The sequence below is a fragment of the Nocardioides sp. R-C-SC26 genome (assembly GCF_021246465.1).
Taxonomy (GTDB): domain Bacteria; phylum Actinomycetota; class Actinomycetes; order Propionibacteriales; family Nocardioidaceae; genus Nocardioides.
In genome coordinates this window covers 1-305 of sequence record NZ_JAHRHK010000101.1, presented here as the reverse complement: position 1 = coordinate 305, position 305 = coordinate 1, and the positions used below count along the sequence as shown (strand labels likewise).

Annotated in this window: 1 protein-coding gene; it reads right to left on the bottom strand. The window is 74.8% G+C overall.

The window, feature by feature from the left end:
• Nucleotides 1–305, bottom strand: a 305-nt coding sequence (locus KSO97_RS17615) for a TylF/MycF family methyltransferase (protein WP_232682129.1), incomplete at both ends; no start/stop codon positions are given.

Sequence of the window (305 nt, the reverse complement as noted above, 5' to 3'; positions counted from 1 at the left end):
GGTGCTGGTCGCCGGCGTCGGCCTCGAAGCGACCGTCGGGGGCCGGCAGACCCTCGAAGGAGTCGGCGACCCAGACCGTCCGGTCGGGGGCGCCGTGTGCGGCGAGGATCGCGCGGGCGTAGATGCAGGTGCCGCCGCGCCAGGCGCCGGCCTCGATGAAGTCGCCGGGCACGCCGTCGGCGATGACGCTCTCGAGCACCTGACGCACGTTGGCCAGGCGCTTGAGACCGACCATCGTCTCGGCGCCGGCGGGCCAGTCGCGTCCGACCTCGCGACGCTCGGCGTCGAAGCCACCGGCTTCGACG